This is a genomic window from Janibacter sp. HTCC2649 (assembly GCF_000152705.1).
Lineage (GTDB): Bacteria > Actinomycetota > Actinomycetes > Actinomycetales > Dermatophilaceae > Knoellia.
This window is the reverse complement of record NZ_CH672413.1, coordinates 455,874-474,829: the sequence shown is the minus strand read 5'-3', so window position 1 is coordinate 474,829 and position 18,956 is coordinate 455,874. Positions and strand designations below refer to the sequence as shown.

The window sequence follows — 18,956 nt, the reverse complement described above, 5'->3', positions numbered from 1 at the left end:
GCTACGGTCCGATCTGTGACCAGCACCACGGGCTCCGCGAGCGAGACGGCCAACACCGACAGCACGACGTCTGACGACGACACTGCCGGTGACGTCGCCGTGGACGGACGCAGCAGCCGCTGGGACCAGCACCGCGCCAAGCGCCGCACGGAACTCGTCGAGGCGACGCTCCGTGCCATCCGTAGCCGCGGGGCCGGTGTCGGCATGGACGACATCGCCACCGTGGCGGGGACGTCCAAGACCGTCTATTACCGGCACTTCACGGACCGGGCCGGCCTGTATGGCGCAGTGGCCGAGCGCGTCAACGCGATCATCCTGCGCGACATCACCCGGGCCGTGGGTGACGTCGGAGTCTTCACCGCTCCCCTGGCCGAGACGGGCTCCCCCACGTCCTCGCCGCGCGACCTGCTGGCCGCAGCCGTCGACGCCTACCTTGCCCTCGTCGAACACGACCCGGAGGTCTACCGCTTCATCGTGGCCGCTCCCCTCGTGCCTCCGTCGGAGCGCACCGAGACGATCGACCTCGCCAACACGGTCAGCCAGGCCATGGCCCTGCAGATCGGGAGCCTCATCGCGGTCGCCCTCCAAGCCGCCGGTCGCAGCACCGCGCCCGCCGCGACGTGGGGTCAGGCCGTCGTGGGCATGGTCCGAGCGGCCGGGGACGAATGGCTTCGCACCGGAGCGGCCGCGTCGACCACCTCGCGTGAGACATTGAAGGAGCACCTCACCGAGCTCATCTGGGGCGGTCTCTCTTCGGCCTGGCCGACAACGGACCCCACACCCGACAAGGAGTGATCGTGGACAACCTTGCCCCCGCCCTGACCCAGATCCTCGACGGACGATGGGGGCATGTGCGGCAGCGCCTTCGCGCCCACGAGGACACAAGTCGGTTCTCTCCTCCACCGACTCCGCTGTCCATGGAGGAGCACCGCGAGTACACCAAGCGCCAGCTGCTCGCCCTCGCCAGCGAACCGTTCGCGCCCGACGGGCTCACGAAGGGCATGGGCGGCACGGGTGACTTCGGCGCCTCGGTCACTGCCTTCGAGATGCTCGGGCACGGCGACCTGTCGCTGCTCGTCAAGGCCGGGGTCCAGTTCGGGCTCTTCGGCGGGGCCGTTGCCAACCTGGGCACGGGACGGCACCACACGGCATACCTGCCCGGAATGCTGGACGGCACGCTGCTCGGCTGCTTCGCCATGACCGAGACCGGCCACGGTTCCAACGTGCAGCACTTGGAGACCACCGCCACCCACGACCCCACGACCGACGAGATCGTCGTGAACTCCCCCACGCCGGGCGCGCAGAAGAACTACATCGGCAACGCTGCTCGCGACGGACGCATGGCTGCGGTGTTCGCGCAGCTGGTCACAGCCGACGGTGAGGGCCACGGCGTCCACTGCGTGCTGGTGCCCATCCGCGACGAGACGGGTGGACCGGCTCGGGGCGTCACCATCGGCGACTGCGGCGCCAAGGGCGGGCTGCCCGGCGTCGACAACGGCACGCTCGAGTTCGACAACGTGCGCGTGCCCCGGTGGAACCTGCTCAACCGCTACGGCGACATCGCGGCGGACGGCAGCTACACCTCCCCCATCGACAACTCGTCCCGCCGGTTCTTCACGATGCTCGGCACCCTCGTGCGCGGGCGCGTCTCCGTCGCCGGTGGGGCCGGTGCGGCAACCCGGTCGGCACTGACCCTGGCGACCCGATACGCCCTGCACAGAAGGCAGTTCAGCGCGCCGGGTGGCGGCGACGAGGTCACCCTCATGAGCTATCGCGCGCACCAGCGCAAGCTCCTGCCGGCCATCGCCAAGAGCTACGCGCTCATGCTCGCCCAGAACCAGCTCGTCGTCATGATGCACGACGTCGCCGGCCACGAGGGCGATGCTCCGGAGGATGGCCAACGCGAGCTGGAGGCGCGGGCCGCGGGCATCAAGGCGATCGCCACGCGGCACGCCACGGACACGATCCAGATGTGTCGTGAGGCCTGTGGCGGCGCCGGCTACCTGGCCGACAACCGGCTCACCGCGCTCAAGGACGACACCGACGTCTTCACGACCTTCGAGGGTGACAACACCGTCCTCCTCCAGCTCGTGGCCAAGGGCCTGCTCACCGAGTTCCAGGAGACGTTCGAGGACAACTCGCCCCTGGCGATGATCGCGTTCGCCTCCCGCTTCACCGCGTCGTCGATCCTCGAGAAGACCCCCGCCGCCGGACTCATCGCGCGACTCAAGTCCCGCGCGCCGAGCGACGACTCCGACGAGGCCGACCTCAACCGTGGACGGCAGCTCTCCCTCTTCGTCGACCGCGAGAAGCACATCCTCGAGGGTGTGGCCCTGCGACTCGGCAAGGCCGCCAAGGCCGAGCCCGACGTCGCCTTCCGGATCTTCAACAACGCGCAGGACCACCTCCTCGCCGCTGCGGAAGCGCACATCGACCGGGTGCTCCTCGAAGCCCTCGGACAGGCGGTCGAAGCGTGCGAGGACGGACCGGTCAAGGACCTGCTCGACAGCGTCACCGACCTCTTCGCCCTCTCGACGGTCGAGCGCCACCGGGCCTGGTACCTCGAGCACGGGCGGCTCACCCCGACCGGTTCCAAGGCCGTGATTCGCAGCGTCGGCGTCCTCTGCAAGGACCTCGCACCGCACGCCCGAACCCTCGTTGACGCGTTCGCCATCCCGGACGCGTGGCTGGGCGCGCCGCAGCTGCTCGACCCCCTGCCGACCGTGCGCGACGCGTGAGCGAGATCCCGCTGAGTCGGTGGGCGCTGGGTGGCGAGGCCACTCGCGGCTACGGCCCCCGCTTCGCCGAGCTCGTCGCCCGGGGCGGGGACGTCGATGGCGAGGCGCGGCTCGCGGATGCGTTGTCCCCCAGGCGTGCTCGCATCCTCGACGCTGGCGCTGGCATGGGTCGCGTCACAGCTGCCCTGCGCGCCCGAGGACACGACGTCACGGGCATCGAGCCCGATCGGACGCTCGTCGCCCAGGCCGAGGAAACCTATCCCGGCATCGGGCTGCTACCGCTCGACATTCTCGAGCTCACGCCCGCTGCACTCACATCGCACGGCAGCCCCACGGCATACGACCTCGTCGTTGCCGTCGGCAACGTCTTCATCCTGCTCGCCGAGGACACCGAGCGGCGCGCGCTCACGGCCTTGCGGGACGTCCTGGTGCCGGGAGGTCGGATCCTCATCGGCTTCCACCTCACGGCGGGTCCGTCGGGCAGCCGGACGTATGCGCCCGAAGAGTTCGTCGCCGACGCCGAAGCGGCTGGACTCACCGTCGACCTGCGCGCTGGCAGCTACGAGCTCCATCCGGCAAACGGCGAGTATGCCGTGTGGCTGCTCAGCGCTGCGTCCTCACCTTCTCGCTGACGTTCGGTCGCGGTCAGGCTTCCGGCGGGGCCTGACCGACGCTCTCGCGCGTCGCATCGCTCGCGTCCCAGTCGTTGGCCTGCATTGCGGCGACGACGACGCCATCACGGATCCACCACGCCCGGAACGGACCACTGAAGTCGCCACGGGTCTGGACGCGGTCGTAGCCGTCCGGGCCGACGTTGCCGAAGTACTCCATTCCGAGGTCGTACTGGTCGGTGAAGAAGTAGGGCAATGTCGCGTAGGGCTCGGCCGAGCCCGTGATCGTGGCTGCCGCCGCCTTGCCCTGACCGATCGCATTGTCCCAGTGCTCCACCCGCACCCGACGACCCAGCACCGGGTGGAGCTGGCTCGCAATGTCTCCGATGGCAAGAACGTGCTCGTCGGAGGTGCGCAGGAGCTCGTCCACGAGAACACCGTCATCGACCTCTAGCCCTGCCGCTTCGGCCAGGCCGGTCCGCGGCGCCGCCCCGATACCGACGACGACGAGATCGGCATCGGAGAGGTCCTCGCTCGTGACCGGTGTGCCCAGCCGCAGGTCGACCCCATGGTCGCGGTGCAGGTCGGCGAAGTGCTGTGCGACCTCAGGTCCGAGCACGGCGAACAGCGGCAGATCAGCGCCCTCGTGGACAGTCACCGATGCACCAACCTTGCGAGCCGCCGCGGCCACCTCGAGGCCGATCCAGCCACCGCCGACGATCGCGACGCGCGCGCCTTCGGTGAGCGCATCCTTGAGGGCAAGCGAATCCTCCACCGTGCGCAGGTAGTGCACGGGCTTGCCCGACTCGTCGGCCAAGCGGAGGTGACGCGGCTCGGAACCGGTCGCGAGCACCAGCCATTCATAGGGCTGCTCACCTCTGGTCGTCACGACCCGGCGACCTGCCAGGTCGATCGACTGCACCTCCGAACCCGTGCGAACGTCGATGTCGTGCTCACGCCACCAGGCCTCGTCGTGGACGAACGCGTCGTCGCTCGACTTGTCCCCGAGGAGGACCGCCTTGCTCAGCGGCGGACGCTCATAGGGCAGGTGCGACTCAGCACCGAAGACCACGATCTCGCCCTCGAAGCCTCGCTCGCGCAAGGACTCGGCCGCCGTGGCGCCGGCGAGCCCGCCCCCGACGATGACGACGGGCCCGCCGGCACTCACGGCTTCCACCAGGGGCGCAGCGGCACGTTGGGCAGCTTCGACTGGTCGAGCCTGGTGGCCAGCACCTGATGGAGCTGCACGACGTTGCGTTCGAAGCCACGGCGTGAGCCCGCGAGGTAGAGACCCCAGACCTTGGCGGTGGCCTCTCCGACCTCCTCGACACACTCGTTCCAGTTCTCGACGAGGTTGTCGCACCAGCCGGCGAGAGTCAGGGCGTAGTGCTCGCGCAGGTTCTCCTCGTGGAGCACCTCGAAGCCGGTGTCCTGCATCGTCGTGATGATCCGACCCGAACCGGTCAGCTCTCCGTCGGGGAAGATGTAGCGGTCGATGAAGGCACCAGTGCTCCTCGGCCGGTTGTCGGGCCGGGTGATGCAGTGGTTGAGCACCTTCCCGCCCTCCTTGACGTGGTCGAGCATCCACTGGAAGTAGGCCGGGTAGTTGCGCACGCCGATGTGCTCAGTGATGCCGATGGAGGAGATGGCGTCGAAGCCGGTCTCGGTGACGTTGCGGTAGTCGTCGAACCGCACGGACGCGAGGTCGGCAAGACCCTCGCGCTCGATGGCCTCCTGCGCCCAGGTGGCCTGTTCCTTCGACAGCGTGACGCCGACGGCATGCACACCGTGGCGGGCGGCATACCGAACCATGCCTCCCCAACCGCAGCCGATGTCGAGGAGCCGGTCCCCCGGTTTCAGTCCGAGCTTGTCGAAGACGAGCCGGTACTTGTTTTCCTGGGCGTCGTCGAGGCCGGTCTCGTGGTCGGGGAAGACCGCGCACGTGTAGGCCATTGACGGGCCGAGCACGAGCTCGTAGAAGCGGTTCGAGACGTCGTAGTGGTGGTGGATCGCTTCCTTGTCGCGGGTGAACGAGTGCCGCAGCCCCTCGGTCGCACGCCGCCAGCGTGGCAGCGCCTCCTGCGGAGGGGGCGGCGGCGGAGTGAGGCCGCGCGGCCCGAGGACGCGAGCGAGATCGAGGACGAGCCGGGGGTCGGGGCGGCGGAAGTGCAGCCGCTCCAGATCGACGAGCGCGTCGTAGGGGTTGCCCGGGTGCACGCCTTCGACGATGAGGTCGCCGGTCGTGTAGGCCCGAGCCATCCCGAGGTCCCCGGGCGCCGTCGCAAGGTACGAGACGGCGCGGTGGTTCGCGATGTGGAGTGCGCGCGGCGCGCTGTCCGGTCCGGTCTTCGATCCGTCGTATGCCGTGATGCGCAACGGGAGGGGTCCCTCCACCGCCGCGTCAACGAGTTCAGCAATCGTCGGGGTCTCACGGGTCGTGCTGCTCATGCGTGTCGCACCGCCTTGTCGTAGAGATGGGGAAAACGTCCGAGAGGGTCGTAAAAGTCCTTGAGGGCGGCATACCCGTCGCCGCCGTAGAGGGCGTCGAAGTCCTCGCGGGAGTAGTAGGAGTCGGAGTAGAGCGACTTGTGGCCGTCCAGCTCGTCGACGCGGCGCTCGATGGCACGGTTCGTCTCGCCCGGTTGACCACCCGGGACGGTGGACCAGAAGCCAACGTTGACGTAGGTGTGACGCGGCCGCAGGGGATAGAGGCCCCACGTCGTGTCGCCGCGAAGTCGCAACGGGCACAACCAGATTGGCTCGATCGGGACCTCGTCGAGGAACCAGTCGAGGAACTCGGCCGTGCGTTCCAGCGGCACCTCGACGTCCTGGACGACCCGCTCGCGTGGAGGGTTGCCCTTGCGGGCCTCGAGCCGGTCGGAGACACCGTGACGCTGGTCGACGGCGACGAGCTTCCAGTAGACGCTGGAGCGCCGCAACTTGCTGGGCCAGAGCCGTCGAATCCGCGGGTTCTGCGCGCCGAAGGCCCGGGAGCACCAGAACCAGTCGGTGTCCCAGCGCCACAGGTAGTCCAGGGTCGTGAGCAGGTCACGCTTCGGGGCCGAGCCGCCGTGCTGGATCGAGCGATAGAAGATCTGCTGGCCGGTGTAGTCGCTCGGACGCTTCGGACCCTCAGCGGGCGGCTCGTCGACCTGCCGACCCAGGGTCAGGTAGGCCTCGTCGCGGGTAAACACGACGCCGTCGATGTAGTCGACCGCTTCACCATCGTGCGCGGCGGCGTCGACGATGGTGTCGATCGCCGCGCACAGGGTCGCGAGGTCGTGGAAGCGGAGGTGGCGCAGGGCGACGAACGTCTTCACGGGTTCGAGCTCGATGCGCAGGCGGGTGGCGTAGCCGAGGGACCCGTAGGAGTTGGGGAACCCGTGGAAGAGGTCGGCGTGCTCGTTGTCCGGTCGGGCCGTGACGATCTCGCCGGCCCCCGTGAGGATGTCCATCTCGATGACCGACTCATGCGGCAGTCCGCTGCGGAACGACGACGACTCGATGCCGAGCCCGGTGACGGCCCCACCGAGGGTGATGGTGCGCAGCTGCGGCACGACGAGCGGCGCGAGACCGAGCGGCAGGGTGGCTGCGACGAGGTCCTCGTAGGTGCACATGCCGTCGACATCGGCCGTCCGGGTGCCCACGTCGACGACGCGGACGCCGGTCAGGCCGGAGGTGTCGAGGCCCGGGGTCGTGGTCTGCGTGCGTTCTCGAAAAAGGTTCGAGGTGCGTTTGGCCAGGCGCACGCGCTCGGTCGGCGGGATGGCGGCGAAGCTGTCCAGCAGCCGTCGCTCCCCAGCGGTGTGCGTGGAAACCGGGAGGGTTTGCTCCATATCGCGCACGTTACGCCTCAGGTATGACGTTCGTCGCGCGGGTTCTGCCCTGTGTAGTGGACAGCTTGTCGGACAGACCAAAAACGTGGGCGTATGCCGCTCAGCTGGGTTCCCGGACCGCGTTCGGCGTGAGTCGCTGGACGCCAGCGTTGCCCTGGCGGGCGAGCTCCTCGTCGATGGCACGCCACATGGCGTCGTCCGGAGCCGCACTGCGGGAGATGACGTCCACGCCTGCCGGGGTGAAGAGCGTCTTGTCGAAGGTGATGATCGCGCACGAGCGGTCGTCGGCGAGGTGGGTGACCTGCCAGCGGCTGCTCAACACCTTGAGCAGACCGTTGCCACGCCACTCGAACGACGTCGGCCCGGTCGGGGTGTCGATACCGCGGATGTGCTTGGTCCTCCCGCCCGACTGGAACGCGACATCGTCCTCAAGGGCGTCGCCTCGCCGCGCGTAGGTGAACGTCGGACTCGTCCGCTTGCCACTCAGCCACATCGGAAACGTCGTCGCGACGATGTGCCACGTGCCCTCGAGCTGCCCCAGCAGGTCCATCGCCCGATCCTAGGCGTGCACGACAGGCGGCAAACGAAGCGACCGCCGACAGTGCCAAGCGTGACGGACACGTTCCAGCACCCGTTTACCGCCTGCCATGCTCGGCGGGCCCCAACACGTCCGCCCACGAAAAAGTCCCCGTCGCGCCAGCGACGGGGACTTTCGTGGGTGGACGTGAAGGGACTCGAACCCCTGACCTCTCGCGTGTGAGGCGAGCGCTCTAACCAGCTGAGCTACACGTCCGGGCCCGCTGGTGAGCGGGCTGGACGAGAATACCCGGCGCCTCTCCCCCGACGAAATCAGGGTCCGAAACGCCGAGACGACTCAGATCCTGGCGGTGGTCCTCATCCAGTTCGTGAGGCCGTCCGGGAAGAAGCCGGGGATGCCGGAGAAGTGGAACGTCAACCACAGCACGGTCGCGATGAAGGCGACTCCCACGATGCCGACGAGGCCCTTGACCAACAGGTTCTGCCGCTTGACCCATTCCTCCCAGATGCGCAGCTTGCTCTTGACGAACTCGAGGACGCGTTGCGCCTTCTCGAACTCCGTCGCCCAGATCGCGAGGCCGGCGATGACGATGAGCCAGCCGGGGCCGGGGAACGGGATGAGCAACAGACCGACGACGACGATGACGAGCCCGAGCAGAAAGACCCCCACCCGATAGACCTTGGCCGTCGTCGGGTTGGCGCGGAGGCGTTGCCGCCACGCCCAGTCGTCCTCGTCGGAGTCGATGAGGGCATCGCCGTCGAGGTTCTCCTTGGCGGCGCGGGCCTCGCGGGACTCCCCCGACACAGGCGACTGGCTCACGGGTCGATCCCGAGATCAGCCTCGGCCGTACGCCACACGTCGACGACCCGTGCGGTGACCGGACCGGGCGCGACCAGGGCACGGTCATCGACCAGGTGCACGCCCTGCATGTCGCGCGAGGAGTTGCTGATGATGACCTCGTCGGCGGTCCGGAGCACGTCGAACGGCAGGACCTCCTCGACGACCTCGATCCCCGCTGCGCGGCACCACTCGATCGCCAGCTCGCGAGTGATGCCGGCCAGGCATCCGCTGTCGAGGGGCGGGGTGCGCAGGACGCCGTCGGTCACGACGAAGACGTTCGATGCGGTGCCCTCGCACAGCTCCCCTCGCGTGTTCGCGAGCAGCGCCTCCTCGGCGCCCAAGGAGCGGGCGTGAGTGACCGCGATGACGTTCTCGGCATACGACGTCGTCTTGAGGCCGGCAGTCGCTGCGCGTTCGTTGCGCACCCACGGGACCGTCACGACGGCGGCCGACGGTGCGTGCGGCTTCGACGGCGTGGTCGCCACGATGATGGTGGCCGGTGAGTCGTTGCGGTCCGAGCTGAGTGGGCCAGCGCCGCCCGTGACGGTGATGCGCACGCGCCCGAACTCGATGGGCTCCCCGGCCCCGAGGACGGCAGCGATCCCCTCACGCACCCGTGCCTCGTCGACCGGGGGCAGTCCGAGCCCGGCCAGGGTCCGTCCGAGCCGTCGCATGTGGCGGGTCAGCGCAAACGCCTCGCCGCGCACGATCTTGCACGTCTCGAAAGCACCGTCCCCGACGGTCACCCCGTGGTCGAGCGCGCGCACCGAGGGCACGTCCGCATCGACGATCTGACCATCCACCCACACCTGGATCGCATTCATGCTCCTACCCTTCCAGATGAGCCGCGCGCGAGAGACACGAGTCGCGATGCCTTGAGCTCGGTCTCGTGCAGCTCACCCTGCGGATCCGAGCCCCACGTGATCCCGGCACCCGTCCCGAACCGCAGCGTCCGCTTCCCGGACGCGTCCCGCTCCACCCAGAACGTCCGGATGCCCACGGCCAACAGAGCCTCGTCGCGGTCGGTGTCGATCCAGCCGATGGCTCCGCAATAGGGCCCACGCGCAACGGGTTCGAGGTCGGAGATCGTCTGTAGCGCAGTGTGCTTGGGAGTGCCGGAGACCGACCCTGGCGGGAACGACGCGTCGAGCAGCTCGCGCCACGTCGCACCCTCCCGCAGCTCCCCGGTCACGTCCGAGACGAGGTGCACCAGCCCGGGGTGCTGCTCCATGCGACACAGGTCGTCGACACGAACGGTGCCCGGACGGCATACGTGCTGGAGGTCGTTGCGGACGAGATCCACGATCATGACGTTCTCCGCAAAGTCCTTGGGCAGCATCTCCCGCGCCGTCGCGGCCGTCCCCTTGATCGGACTCGACGTCACGGTGTTCCCTCGTCGCACGAGATAAGCCTCCGGCGACGCACACGCGATCTCGAGCCCGGCCTCAGGGATGTCGATCGTCGCGGCATACGGAGCCGGATTGCCCTGTGCGAGAACGTCGCCCAGTGCCCGGATGCTCGCGTCCCCCACTGCGGCACTCAGAACGCGACAGAGGTTGACCTGGTAGACCGTGCCGCGCGCGATCCGCTCTCGGATCTCTTCAACACCTTCGACGTATGCCGTGTCGCCCAGGCTGTTGGTCCACTCGCCTTCGACTCCCGGCCAGGTGGCCTCGACCCGCTCCGACGGCGACCCAGCGCCACGACGCGAGACCTCGGACAGTCGGACGGCGGTGAGGTCACCCTCGAAGGTGACGGTGACGGCCCAGAAACCAGCAGTGAGGTCATCGATGTCATGAGTGACGGCCTCGACGCCACTGCCCTCGATGACTCCCCCATCGAGGGAGCTGAACCTCGCCCATGCCACGCGGTCGATGCTAGGGGGTGCCCACCGCATCGGTGGACCCGTCACCCATCAGGCGATATCCCTGGCCGGGCTCAGTGAGGAGGTAGCGCGGCTCGGACGGGTCCGGCTCGAGCTTGCGCCGCAGCTGGTTGGCATAGACCCGGAGGTAGTTCGACTCGCGGCCGTAGTGCGGCCCCCACACCTCACGCAACAGGTCCTTCTGCGGGACGAGGTGCCCCGTGTGCCGGGCCAGGACCTCGAGCAGGCTCCACTCGGTGGGAGTGAGGCGCACGACCTCACCCGCGACGACCGCCCGCCGCTCGGTGAAGTCGAGGACGAAGTGCTGCGTCTCGAAAGCAGCGAGAGGAGGCGTCGACTCGTCCTGGGTTCGCCGCAGGGCCACCCGGATCCGGGCCAGGAGCTCATCGACGGCAAAGGGCTTGGTGACGTAGTCGTCGGCACCGAGGTCGAGCGCCTCGACCTTGTCGATGGAGTCGGCCCTCGCGGACAGGACGATCACGGGAGTCTGGGACGTCTCGCGGATCCGGCGCAGGACGTCGACACCGTCGATGTCGGGCAGGCCGAGGTCGAGGATCACGAGGTCGGGCAGCTGGTCGTGCACCGCCTGCAGAGCGGACCGTCCATCACCGGCCGTCTCGACCTCGTAGTCGCGGGCGCGCAGGTTGATGGCGAGGGTGCGGACGAGGTGTGGCTCGTCGTCGACGACGAGGATCCGGCTCATGACCACGTCTTCCTGGCCGCGATGTTGCGGGCCGGCTCGAGCCGAGGCAGCTCGATCACGATCGTCAGGCCACCACCTGGGGTGTCCTCGGCCGTGATCGTCCCGTTCATGGCCTCCATGAGACCACGCGCCACGGCCAGTCCCAGGCCAAGGCCGTTGCGCTGTGGTGCATCACCGAAACGCTGGAAGGGAGCGAAGATCGACTCCTTGGCGTCCCGAGGCACCCCGGGGCCGCGATCCACGATCCGCAGCTGGATCCGCTCGGCCATCGCCGCGGCCGTCACGACGACCTCACCCGACGAGTGGCGGTGCGCGTTCTCGATGACGTTGACGAGAACGCGCTCCAACAGACCCCGGTCGGCCTCGATGAGCGGAGTGTCCACGGCGGCGGTCGATCGGAGCCGTCCCGTGGTCGTGAGGTGCTCGGCTGCGTCGGCCACGACCTCGGCGACGTGCAACGCCTCGAGGCGGGGAGCGACAGCACCGCTCTGCAGACGGGACATGTCGAGCAGGTTGGCGACCAGGCCGGTGAGGGTGTCCGAGGACTCCTCGATGGTCTCGAGCAGGGCTTCGCGATCGGCCTCGCTGAACTCGACGTCGCTGGCGCGCAGGCTCGATGCCGCCGCCTTGATCGAGGCCAGCGGTGTACGCAGGTCGTGGGACACGGCGGCGAGCAGGGCTGTGCGGGCACGGTTGTCCTTGGCGAGGGACTTGGCGCGCGCTGCCTCGCGGACGAGGACGGCGCGGTGCAGGATCGCCTCGGCCCGGGTGGTGAAGGCCGAGACCAGCCGACGGTCGTCGCCGGTGAGGACTCCCCCGATGAGCACGAGGGAGTTCTCGTCATCGATGCTGGCCTGCACCGACGCGCCCCGCACCTTCTCGACGTCGAAGTCCTCTGTCGCGCCCACGACGGCCCATTCCTGGCGGACGCTCGCGCGTGACAAGACCGCTGCCGACTCGAGCCCGAAGAACTCCACGGCCTGCACGAGCAGCGCACGCAGCTGGTCCTCCTCACCGAGCAAGGACTCGGCAGATGAGGCGAGGGCCGCGGCTTCTCGTTGGGCGGCGCGGGCCGCCGCGGCGCGGCGTTCACTGAGGTGCACGACCGAAGCCACGGCCACGGCGACCCCGAGGAACACGAGCAGCGCCACGAGGTTCTGCGGATCCGAGATGGTCAGGGTGTGCTTGGGCTCGGTGAAGTACCAGTTGATGCACAGGCTCGACAGGACAGCCGCCGCGAGGGCCGGCCACAGCCCGCCGACCACGGCCGCGCACACCGTCAGGAGGAGGAAGAGGAGAACCTCGAGGGGCAGGTCGTGCCACTGGCCGGTGACGTTGAGGACCCACGTCAACCCGAGGGTTCCTGCGGTGGCCAGGGCCCAACCTGAGAGGGTCCGGCGTCGACCGAGCTCGGGCCCGATGCGCAGGGGCGCCCGCACCGAACGCGTCCAGTCGTGGGTCACGAGCTGCACATCGACGTCGCCGGACTCCTCGACGACCCGCTGTCCGACGCCAGGGCTGAACAGCTCCTGCCACCGCTTGCGCCGTGAGGCTCCGAGGACGACCTGCCGCGCGTTCACGCCGCGGGCGAACGCGAGGATCGCCTGGGCCGTGTCGTCGCCCTTGACCGTCTGGAACGTTCCGCCGAGCTCTCCCGTGAGGCGCCGCAACGCCTCCATCTCGTCGATCTCGGCCGACACGAGCCCGTCGGACCGGGTCACGTGGACGGCGATGAGCTCACCGCCCGAGCCCCGCGAGGCGATCTGGGCGCCGCGTCGCAGCAACGTCCGACCCTCGGGCCCGCCGGTGAGGGCCACGACGACGCGCTCACGGGTCGGCCACGACTGCGTGATGCCCTGGTCCGCGCGATAGCGGGTCAGACCCTCCTCGACCCGGTCGGCCACCCACAGGAGCGACAGTTCGCGCAGCGCCGACAGGTTGCCGACCCGGAAGTAGTTGGCCAGTGCCGCATCAACCTTCTCCGCGGCATACACGTTGCCGTGGGCGAGTCGTCGTCGCAACGCTTCTGGCGACATGTCGACCAGTTCGACCTGGTCAGCCGCCCGGACGAACTCGTCCGGCACCGTCTCGAGCTGTCTGACACCAGTGATGGACTCGACGACGTCGTTGAGTGACTCCAAGTGCTGGATGTTGACCGTCGAGATGACGTCGATCCCGGCATCGAGCAGCTCTTCGACGTCCTGCCAGCGCTTCTCGTGCCGGGAGCCGGGCGCATTCGTATGGGCCAGCTCGTCGACGAGGACGACCTCGGGACGCCGCGCCAGAACCGCGGGAACGTCGAGTTCGGTGAGCGTGGCACCTCGGTGCTCGAGGTGCCGCATCGGCACCTTCTCCACGTCGGCCATCATGGAGACGGTGAAGGGACGGCCGTGCGACTCGCACACCCCGATGACGACGTCGGTGCCTCGCTCGATGCGGCGCTGCGCCTCGGAGAGCATGGCGACGGTCTTGCCGACACCGGGCGCGCTCCCGAGGTAGACGCGCAGCACTCCTCTGGTCATGGGTTGATTGTGCCTGTCAGCGGAGCGCGTCGACCGCGAGGTTGAGCTCGAGGACGTTGACGCGCGGTTCGCCGAGGAATCCCAGCTGTCGTCCCGTGGTGTGTTCCCGGACGAGCTGCGCCACCCGGGTGGCGTCGAGACCGGTCGCCGCGGCAACCCTCGCCACCTGTGCCCGGGCGAACTCCGGACTGATGTCGGGGTCGAGCCCGCTGGCTGACGCGGTCAGCGCGTCTGCCGTGGGCTGGCCTTCGGCGATGTCGGCGTATGCCGTCCGCCGCTCGGCGATCGCTGTGGCCTGGTCCGCCGACGACTCGGCGAGGTTGGAACCACCACTGGTGTCGCCGGCATACTCGCTCGTCGACGGGCGGGGGTGGAACAGGGCCGGATCCTTGACCGCCTGACCGAGCAGGCTGGAGCCGACGACGGCACCGTCGCGGTGGACGAGTGAGCCTGCGGCCTGGTCACCGGCCACTGCGCGGCCGACACCCCAGACGAGGGCGGGGAAGACCACGCCGAGGGCCAACGTGAGGACGAGCATCATGCGCAACGAGGCGAGGAGCTGACGGACGGGAGACATGGCAATCACTTCATTCCGGGGAGGAGCGAGACGACGAGGTCGATGAGCTTGATGCCGATGAACGGCACGATGACGCCACCGATCCCGTAGACGAGGATGTTGCGCCGCAGGAGGGCCGCCGCACTGGAGGGCCGGTAGCGAACTCCCCTGAGCGCCAGGGGGATCAGGGCGATGATGATGAGCGCGTTGAAGATGACGGCGGAGAGCATGGCGCTCTTCGGCGAGCTCAGGTGCATGATGTTGAGCGCGTCGAGGCCGGGGAAGAGCACGACGAACATCGCCGGGATGATCGCGAAGTACTTCGCGATGTCGTTGGCGATCGAGAACGTCGTGAGCGCGCCGCGAGTGATGAGCAGCTGCTTGCCGATCTCGACGATCTCGATGAGCTTCGTCGGGTCGGAGTCGAGGTCGACCATGTTGCCGGCCTCCTTGGCTGCCGACGTGCCGGTGTTCATGGCGACACCGACGTCGGCCTGGGCCAACGCGGGGGCGTCGTTGGTGCCGTCACCTGTCATGGCGACGAGCCGACCGCCCTCCTGCTCGGTCTTGATGAGCCGCATCTTGTCCTCGGGAGTCGCCTCGGCGAGGAAGTCGTCAACTCCTGCTTCGCGGGCGATGACCGCGGCGGTCCTCGGGTTGTCACCGGTGATCATCACCGTGCGGATTCCCATGGCACGCAGAGTGTCGAAGCGCTCCTTCATGCCGGGCTTGACCACGTCCTTGAGGTGGATGACGCCGATGGCCTGGGCGAGGTCGCCGGGTCGTGCGAGGGCGACGACCAGCGGTGTGCCGCCCTGCTCGGAGATGCCGTCGACGAGAGCGCCGACCGCCTGGGGCACCGCACCGCCCTGTTCCGTGACCCAGAGCGCGACCGCGGACGAGGCGCCCTTGCGGACCTGCGTGCCGTCCGGAAGGTCGACGCCACTCATGCGGGTGGTCGCCGTGAACTCGTGGAAGACAGCGCCTTCACGGGTGAGCGACTCTGCCGTGCGGTCGTCGTCGACCTGCCCGTCGACGCGACAGAGGTCGACGATGGACCGGCCCTCCGGCGTCTGGTCCGCCAACGAGGACAAGAGCGTCGCCTCGGTGAGCGACATTGCGGCGAAATGCGATCCGGGGACCGCCACGATGTCGCGGGCCTGTCGGTTGCCAAAGGTGATCGTGCCCGTCTTGTCGAGCAGGAGCGTCGACACGTCACCAGCCGCCTCGACCGCGCGACCCGACATGGCGAGGACGTTGCGCTGCACGAGGCGGTCCATGCCCGCGATGCCGATGGCGGAGAGCAGAGCGCCGATGGTCGTCGGAATGAGGCAGACGAGGAGGGCGACGAGCACGACGACCGGTTGCAGCGCACCGGAGTACGCGGCGAAGGGCTGAATGGCCATGACACTGGCCAGGAAGATGACGGTCAGCGTCGTGAGGAGGATCGTCAGCGCGACCTCGTTGGGCGTCTTCTGACGTTCGGCCCCCTCGACGAGGGCGATCATCCGGTCGATGAAGCTCTCCCCCGGCTTGGTCGTGATCCGGACGACGATGCGGTCGGAGAGGACCGTCGTGCCACCGGTGACGGCGCTGCGGTCACCCCCGGACTCGCGGATGACCGGGGCGGACTCCCCCGTGATGGCCGACTCGTCGACCGTCGCGACACCCTGGACGACGTCGCCGTCGCCGGGGATGACTTCGCCCGCCTCGACGACGACCTCGTCGCCGATGCGGAGCTCGCTGCCCGAGACCCTCTCCTCGCCGGAGGACGTGAGGCGGCGGGCCACGGCGTCCCGCTTCGAGGCACGCAGGCTGGCGGCCTGTGCCTTGCCCCGTCCTTCGGCGACGGCCTCGGCCGCGTTGGCGAACAGGACGGTGGCCCAGAGCCACACGGCGATCGACCAGGCGAAGATGCTGGGGTCGACGAGAGCCAGGGCCGTCGTGAGTACCGATCCGACCCAGACGACGAAGATCACCGGCGACCGCCACACGTGGCGGGGATCGAGCTTGAGGAAGGCCTGGGGAACGACGGTGACGAGTGTTGCGGTGTTCATGCGAGTGCCTCCGCGAGGGGACCGAGTGCGAGTGCCGGGAAGAACGTCAGCCCGGCGAGGATGATGGCGATGCCGAGCAGCAGGCCGACGAACAGCGGCGTGTGGGTGGGCATGGTGCCTGCCGTGTCCGGCCGCTTCTTCTGCTCCACGAGCAGGCCGGCGAGACGGAGCACGAGCAGCATCGGCAGGAAGCGTCCGAGCAGCATGCAGACAGCGAGCGTGAGGTTGTACCAGGGGTTGTCGGCGCCCAGACCCGCGAAGGCGCTGCCGTTGTTGTTGGCGGCCGAGGCGTAGGCGTAGAGGACCTCAGAGAGACCGTGTGGCCCGCTGGCGCTCATCATGTCGCGCGGCCCGCTCAGGGCGAGCGACGCACCGGTGAAGCCGAGGACGAGCACCGGCATCACGAGCGAGTAGAGGGCAGCACAGGTGATCTCGCGGCGACCAATGGTCTTGCCGAGGTACTCCGGGGTGCGACCGACCATGAGGCCGGCGACGAACACGGACAGGATCGCGATGATGAGGATCCCGTAGAGCCCCGAGCCGACACCACCCGGCGACACCTCACCGAGCACCATGTTGCCGATGAGAACTCCACCGCCGAGTGGGCTGTAGCTCTCGTGCAGGGAGTTGACCGCGCCCGTGGACGTCCCCGTGGTCGAGGCCGCGAAGATCGTCGACCCCCAGAGGCCGAAGCGCACCTCCTTGCCCTCCATCGAGCCAGCCGCACCCGAGGACGCGGACACCTCGGCCCAGGTCGTCAGCGCGACGCTCCCGAGCCAGAGGACCCCTGCGAAGGCGCCGAGGGCCCAACCCTGGCGTCGGTCGCCGACGATGATGCCGAATGCCCGGGTCAGGGCGAACGGGATGATGAGCAGCAGGAAGATCTCGAAGAGGTTCGTGAAGGGCGTGGGGTTCTCGAACGGGTGCGCCGAGTTGGCGTTGAAGTAGCCACCACCGTTGGTGCCGAGCTCCTTGATGGCCTCCTGAGAGGCGACGAGCCCACCTCGGATGACCTGCTCCGCACCGTCGAGGGTGAGGACCGTCATCGGCGAGCGAAGGTTCTGGATGACACCCGCGAAGAGGAGGACAACAGCCGCCACGACGGCCCCCGGCGCGAGGACACGCGTGATGATGCGGGTGAGGTCGACCCAGAAGTTGCCGATCTGCGTGGCGTTCGAGCGCGCGATCGCCCGCATGAGCGCACCGGCCACGGCGATGCCGACGGCGGCTGAGACGAAGTTCTGAACGGTGAGCCCTGCGGTCTGGACGAGCGGACCGACACCGGCCTCACCGGCATACGACTGCCAGTTCGTGTTCGTCACGAATGACACGGACGTGTTGAGCGCGGTGTGCCAGAACATCCCGCCGGTTCCCTGCGAGAGGGGCAGGTGGGCCTGGGTCGTGATGAGGGCGAACAGGATGGCAATGCCCATGAGCGAGAAAGCGATGACGCTCGCGGCGTAGGACTTCCAGCCCTGCTCCGACGAGGCATCGACGCGCACGAGTCGGTAGACCGCGCGCTCCACCCGCCAGTGGGCGGTGTCGGTGAGGGTCTTCGCGAGCCAGGCACCGAGCGGAAGCCCGACGCCGACGAGCAGGGCGATGAGCACGCCGAGGGTGAGCAGGCCGCTCACGCTGTCGCTCATCAGAACTTGTCCGGTCGGATGAGGGCGTACACGAGGTAGGCAAGGACTGCGATGCCGGCGATGGCGCCGATGAGATTTTCGATCACGTCTGCAGTCAACGACTCGTCCACGACGGGAGCGCGGTCCTTGACGACTCCCTGACAGGTGTTGACGACTTCTTGACGGCGGCGCGTACAGATTGCATCAATGGCCTTGACTGGCACCGGTTGCGGGGCGCGTCATGGCCTCATGAGACTCTCGCAAACCTTGGAGTCACGCCGGCCGGCGATCATCGCGTATGCCGTGTTCGCACCGCTCGTCGTGGGTGGCACGTTGGCGATCTGGCGGGACAGCATCCCCCACGCCACGGTCGTCCTCGCGCTCGTCGTCGTCATCGTCGGCGCTGCCGCGACGGGTGTGAGGTGGGCGGGCTGGGGCGCCTCCGTGTCGAGCGCGCTCTGGTTCGACTGGTTCCACACCGTGCCCCACGGGACACTCGCCATCACGAACGCGGAGGACGTGCAGGTCGCGGTCCTCCTGCTCGTGGTCGGTGTCGCGGTCACGGAACTCGCGCTCTGGGGTCAGCGGTGGCAGGCCGACGCGGCGCAGAACGCTGCCCGGCTCGAGGTGCTCGTCGCCACTGCCCGGTCGGTCGCTGATCACCGGGAGAGTGAGCTCATCGTTCGGGAGGTCGAGGAGCAGCTGTCGGCCCTCCTTGATCTCGACCGGGCGACGTGGGTCCCGACTGCACCGGGTGAGGGTGCCGCTGTCCTGCGTCGCGACGGCGTCATCGTGCAGGCGGGGGTTGCACGCGCCAGCGGGCGTGGTGGGTTCCCCACCGACACCGCAGTGGCCCTTCCGGTCGACCACGCCGGCAGGACACTCGGCCGCGTCGACCTCGTGGCGTCGGCCCATGTCTCGCGCCCGACGGAAACATCACTGCGAGTCGCGTTCCTCCTCGCCGACCAGCTCGGCGCCGCCTGCTCACGTGATGACGGTCCGCGGAGCAACGAGACCACGCCTCTGCCCGACCGGGTGTGAGACC

Annotated in this window: 17 protein-coding genes and 1 tRNA gene; 4 read left to right on the top strand and 14 right to left on the bottom strand. The window is 68.7% G+C overall.

Features of this window, described 5'->3' with window-relative positions:
* Nucleotides 1–15 precede the first annotated feature (15 nt).
* Genes JNB_RS02280 through JNB_RS02270 form a run of 3 tightly spaced genes read left to right on the top strand, consistent with a single transcriptional unit; the run spans nt 16 to nt 3,370 of the window.
* The gene (locus tag JNB_RS02280; RefSeq protein ID WP_009774778.1) at nt 16–795 is read left to right on the top strand and encodes a TetR family transcriptional regulator; all 780 of its coding nucleotides are present in this window, start codon (nt 16–18) and stop codon (nt 793–795) included.
* 2 nt (nt 796–797) lie between these two features.
* The gene (locus tag JNB_RS02275; RefSeq protein ID WP_040883508.1) at nt 798–2,738 is read left to right on the top strand and encodes an acyl-CoA dehydrogenase; all 1,941 of its coding nucleotides are present in this window, start codon (nt 798–800) and stop codon (nt 2,736–2,738) included.
* Nucleotides 2,735–3,370 carry a bifunctional 2-polyprenyl-6-hydroxyphenol methylase/3-demethylubiquinol 3-O-methyltransferase UbiG gene (locus JNB_RS02270; protein WP_158306115.1) on the top strand — a complete coding sequence of 212 codons (636 nt, stop codon included), beginning with the start codon at nt 2,735–2,737 and terminating at the stop codon, nt 3,368–3,370. The genes JNB_RS02275 and JNB_RS02270 overlap by 4 nt, the downstream gene beginning before the upstream one ends.
* A 13-nt stretch (nt 3,371–3,383) precedes the next feature.
* On the opposite strand, the gene JNB_RS02265 is transcribed toward JNB_RS02270, so the two are convergent.
* The 14 genes from JNB_RS02265 to kdpF all read right to left on the bottom strand — a co-directional run bounded on the left by JNB_RS02265 (nt 3,384) and on the right by kdpF (nt 18,030).
* Nucleotides 3,384–4,517 (bottom strand): NAD(P)/FAD-dependent oxidoreductase, encoded by a 1,134-nt coding sequence (locus JNB_RS02265; protein ID WP_040884110.1) that lies wholly within the window; start codon nt 4,515–4,517, stop codon nt 3,384–3,386.
* Complete coding sequence (locus JNB_RS02260) at nt 4,514–5,797, bottom strand: cyclopropane-fatty-acyl-phospholipid synthase family protein (protein WP_009774774.1); 1,284 nt, start codon at nt 5,795–5,797, stop codon at nt 4,514–4,516. The genes JNB_RS02265 and JNB_RS02260 overlap by 4 nt, the downstream gene beginning before the upstream one ends.
* The gene (locus JNB_RS02255; RefSeq protein WP_009774773.1) at nt 5,794–7,185 is read right to left on the bottom strand and encodes an FAD-binding oxidoreductase; all 1,392 of its coding nucleotides are present in this window, start codon (nt 7,183–7,185) and stop codon (nt 5,794–5,796) included. Before JNB_RS02255 ends, JNB_RS02260 begins: the two co-directional genes overlap by 4 nt.
* A gap of 100 nt (nt 7,186–7,285) precedes the next feature.
* Entirely contained in the window at nt 7,286–7,735 is a 450-nt protein-coding gene (locus JNB_RS02250) for a hypothetical protein (RefSeq protein WP_009774772.1), read from the bottom strand.
* A gap of 169 nt (nt 7,736–7,904) precedes the next feature.
* Nucleotides 7,905–7,978: transfer RNA gene (locus JNB_RS02245), tRNA-Val, on the bottom strand.
* A gap of 81 nt (nt 7,979–8,059) precedes the next feature.
* Complete coding sequence (locus JNB_RS02240) at nt 8,060–8,542, bottom strand: TIGR02611 family protein (RefSeq protein ID WP_237700590.1); 483 nt, start codon at nt 8,540–8,542, stop codon at nt 8,060–8,062.
* Nucleotides 8,539–9,387: an aminotransferase class IV gene (locus JNB_RS02235; protein WP_009774770.1), complete on the bottom strand. Its 849-nt coding sequence runs from the start codon at nt 9,385–9,387 to the stop codon at nt 8,539–8,541. Before JNB_RS02235 ends, JNB_RS02240 begins: the two co-directional genes overlap by 4 nt.
* Nucleotides 9,384–10,430 (bottom strand): chorismate-binding protein, encoded by a 1,047-nt coding sequence (locus JNB_RS02230; RefSeq protein ID WP_009774769.1) that lies wholly within the window; start codon nt 10,428–10,430, stop codon nt 9,384–9,386. Before JNB_RS02230 ends, JNB_RS02235 begins: the two co-directional genes overlap by 4 nt.
* 10 nt (nt 10,431–10,440) lie before the next feature.
* Nucleotides 10,441–11,151, bottom strand: coding sequence for a response regulator transcription factor (locus JNB_RS02225; RefSeq protein WP_040884107.1), 711 nt, complete (start codon nt 11,149–11,151; stop codon nt 10,441–10,443).
* Nucleotides 11,148–13,673: a DUF4118 domain-containing protein gene (locus JNB_RS02220; RefSeq protein ID WP_040883505.1), complete on the bottom strand. Its 2,526-nt coding sequence runs from the start codon at nt 13,671–13,673 to the stop codon at nt 11,148–11,150. Before JNB_RS02220 ends, JNB_RS02225 begins: the two co-directional genes overlap by 4 nt.
* 16 nt (nt 13,674–13,689) lie before the next feature.
* Nucleotides 13,690–14,250 carry a K(+)-transporting ATPase subunit C gene (gene kdpC, locus JNB_RS02215; RefSeq protein ID WP_040883503.1) on the bottom strand — a complete coding sequence of 187 codons (561 nt, stop codon included), beginning with the start codon at nt 14,248–14,250 and terminating at the stop codon, nt 13,690–13,692.
* A gap of 5 nt (nt 14,251–14,255) precedes the next feature.
* Nucleotides 14,256–16,286: a potassium-transporting ATPase subunit KdpB gene (gene kdpB, locus JNB_RS02210; RefSeq protein WP_009774765.1), complete on the bottom strand. Its 2,031-nt coding sequence runs from the start codon at nt 16,284–16,286 to the stop codon at nt 14,256–14,258.
* Nucleotides 16,283–17,932 (bottom strand): potassium-transporting ATPase subunit KdpA, encoded by a 1,650-nt coding sequence (gene kdpA, locus JNB_RS02205; RefSeq protein WP_009774764.1) that lies wholly within the window; start codon nt 17,930–17,932, stop codon nt 16,283–16,285. The genes kdpB and kdpA overlap by 4 nt, the downstream gene beginning before the upstream one ends.
* Nucleotides 17,932–18,030, bottom strand: coding sequence for a K(+)-transporting ATPase subunit F (gene kdpF / locus JNB_RS21235; protein WP_148232287.1), 99 nt, complete (start codon nt 18,028–18,030; stop codon nt 17,932–17,934). The genes kdpA and kdpF overlap by 1 nt, the downstream gene beginning before the upstream one ends.
* Before the next feature lie 130 nt (nt 18,031–18,160).
* On the opposite strand from kdpF, the gene JNB_RS02200 reads away from it, so the two are divergent.
* Nucleotides 18,161–18,952: a DUF4118 domain-containing protein gene (locus tag JNB_RS02200; RefSeq protein WP_158306114.1), complete on the top strand. Its 792-nt coding sequence runs from the start codon at nt 18,161–18,163 to the stop codon at nt 18,950–18,952.
* The last annotated feature ends 4 nt before the right edge of the window (nt 18,953–18,956 follow it).

Coding starts and splice junctions, on each gene's coding strand:
- JNB_RS02250 (WP_009774772.1), bottom strand. CDS start 7,735: ATGGACCTGCTGGGGCAGCTCGAGGGCACGTGGCACATCGTCGCGACG.
- JNB_RS02260 (WP_009774774.1), bottom strand. CDS start 5,797: ATGAGCAGCACGACCCGTGAGACCCCGACGATTGCTGAACTCGTTGAC.
- kdpB (WP_009774765.1), bottom strand. CDS start 16,286: ATGAACACCGCAACACTCGTCACCGTCGTTCCCCAGGCCTTCCTCAAG.
- JNB_RS02220 (WP_040883505.1), bottom strand. CDS start 13,673: ATGACCAGAGGAGTGCTGCGCGTCTACCTCGGGAGCGCGCCCGGTGTC.
- JNB_RS02235 (WP_009774770.1), bottom strand. CDS start 9,387: ATGAATGCGATCCAGGTGTGGGTGGATGGTCAGATCGTCGATGCGGAC.
- JNB_RS02255 (WP_009774773.1), bottom strand. CDS start 7,185: ATGGAGCAAACCCTCCCGGTTTCCACGCACACCGCTGGGGAGCGACGG.
- kdpA (WP_009774764.1), bottom strand. CDS start 17,932: ATGAGCGACAGCGTGAGCGGCCTGCTCACCCTCGGCGTGCTCATCGCC.
- JNB_RS02200 (WP_158306114.1), top strand. CDS start 18,161: ATGAGACTCTCGCAAACCTTGGAGTCACGCCGGCCGGCGATCATCGCG.
- kdpC (WP_040883503.1), bottom strand. CDS start 14,250: ATGTCTCCCGTCCGTCAGCTCCTCGCCTCGTTGCGCATGATGCTCGTC.
- JNB_RS02225 (WP_040884107.1), bottom strand. CDS start 11,151: ATGAGCCGGATCCTCGTCGTCGACGACGAGCCACACCTCGTCCGCACC.